The sequence below is a fragment of the Ensifer sp. SSB1 genome (assembly GCF_016652895.1).
Classification (GTDB): Bacteria; Pseudomonadota; Alphaproteobacteria; order Rhizobiales; family Rhizobiaceae; genus Ensifer.
The window spans coordinates 1-1,599 of the sequence record NZ_JAEPRP010000361.1 but is presented as its reverse complement, the minus strand read 5'-3'; the positions used below and the strand labels follow the sequence as shown (position 1 = coordinate 1,599).

2 protein-coding genes are annotated in these 1,599 nt (G+C 62.3%); one reads left to right on the top strand and one right to left on the bottom strand.

The window, feature by feature from the left end; all coding sequences use genetic code 11:
* Positions 1–683 (bottom strand): iron chelate uptake ABC transporter family permease subunit (locus I8N66_RS37305; RefSeq protein ID WP_291165582.1); only part of this gene is annotated, 683 nt, incomplete at its 3' end.
* Positions 684–936: 253 nt separating this feature from the next.
* On the opposite strand from I8N66_RS37305, the gene I8N66_RS37300 reads away from it, so the two are divergent.
* The coding region (locus I8N66_RS37300; protein WP_291165581.1) for an ABC transporter substrate-binding protein at positions 937–1,599 on the top strand (663 nt) is incomplete at its 3' end.

The window sequence follows — 1,599 nt, the reverse complement described above, 5'->3', positions numbered from 1 at the left end:
GTGACCATGGAGACGATGGCGAGCCCGAGCGTTACGACCTTGTCGTAGTTGAGGCCGACATTGCGGGCGATCGCTTCGCCCATGCCGATGACGGTGAAGCGTGCGGCGGTCGCATAGGCGACGAGGGTGAGCGCGAAACCGATCCACAACAGCTCGTAGCGGCCACGCAGCACCACCGAGAAGTCACCGGACATCCAGGCGCCCATCGACTGCATCAGGTCGTAGCGATAGGCGACGAAGGTGGTGATGGCGTTGACGACGCCGCCGAGCATGAGACCGATGAGCGGCACCATCAGCGCGGAGTGCAGGGGAATGCGGCGCAGGATCTGCAGGAACAGGGCGGTGCCGGCAAGTGCCGTCAGCGCCGCGAAAACCATCTTGCCGGCGACCGGCAGGTTGGGAGCGATGAGCATGGCGAGCAGCATGCCGAGCGCGGCGGACTCGGCCGTGCCGGCCGTCGACGGCTCGACGAAACGGTTGCGGGCCAGCATCTGCATGATCGTGCCGGAAACCGCGAGACCGGCGCCTGCGAGCATCAGCGCAAGCGTGCGCGGCAGACGGCTCTCGACAACCAGGAACCAGCCGCGGCCGTCGTCGGCTGCGGCGAGGCTGCCGACGCCCGTGAAGATGCTGGCGGCAGCAAGCAGGAGGATGACGGGAATGGCGATCAGGACCGGTTTCATCGTTCGGGCCTGTTCTGCCTGTTGTTCGTTTTGGCTACCGCCTGCATGTCCCTTGTCCGTTTTGCGCTCGACGCTCCCCACGGAAAAGTCAAGCTCGCCGTCGCGTCGTGGCACTTCGCGAACGGCCTGTCTTACTCTTATATATGATTGGCTTCGTCAAGTTTTCTGCGACATCTTCGGCACGTGGAGCCTGCGCATTGCTCTCATCGGAAAATCGCGCTACGACGACCGATAAAAGATGAGGAAAATAGTCATGATTATATCTCCGTTTTCTAATGGTCTGCGCAGCCTCGCCGTCGCGGCAGCACTGGCGATTGCCGGTGGCGCGCCCGTCCTGGCCGAGACGCTGAAGATCGAGCACAGCAGCGGCGTCACCGACGTGGAGAAAAGCCCGAAGACCGTGCTGGTCTATGACTTCGGCATGCTGGAGACGCTGGATATGCTCGGCATTCCGGTTGCCGGCGTTCCCGGCTCGGCAATCCCGCCGTCGCTCGAAAAATACAAGGCGGATAGCTATCCGAAGATCGGCACGCTTTTTGAGCCCGACTACGAAGCCATCAACGCGGCGGAGGCAGACCTGGTGATCGTCGGGGGCCGCTCGCAGGCGAAATACGCCGAAGTCGCCAAGATCGCGCCGACGATCGATCTGACCTCCGACGACAAGGATATCATCGGCAGCGTCAAGAAGAATGCCGAGATCCTCGGGCAGATCTTCGGCAAGGAAGCGGAAATCAAGGCAAACGTCGACAAGCTCGACGCCTCGATCGAAAAGCTCCGCGGCATTGCGGCAGAGAAGGGCACCGGACTGATCCTGCTCACGACCGGCGGCAAGATCAGTGCCTATGGCAAGGGATCGCGTTTCGGCGTGCTGCATGATGTCTTCGGCATCAAGCCGGCCGATCCGGAGCTGCAGGTG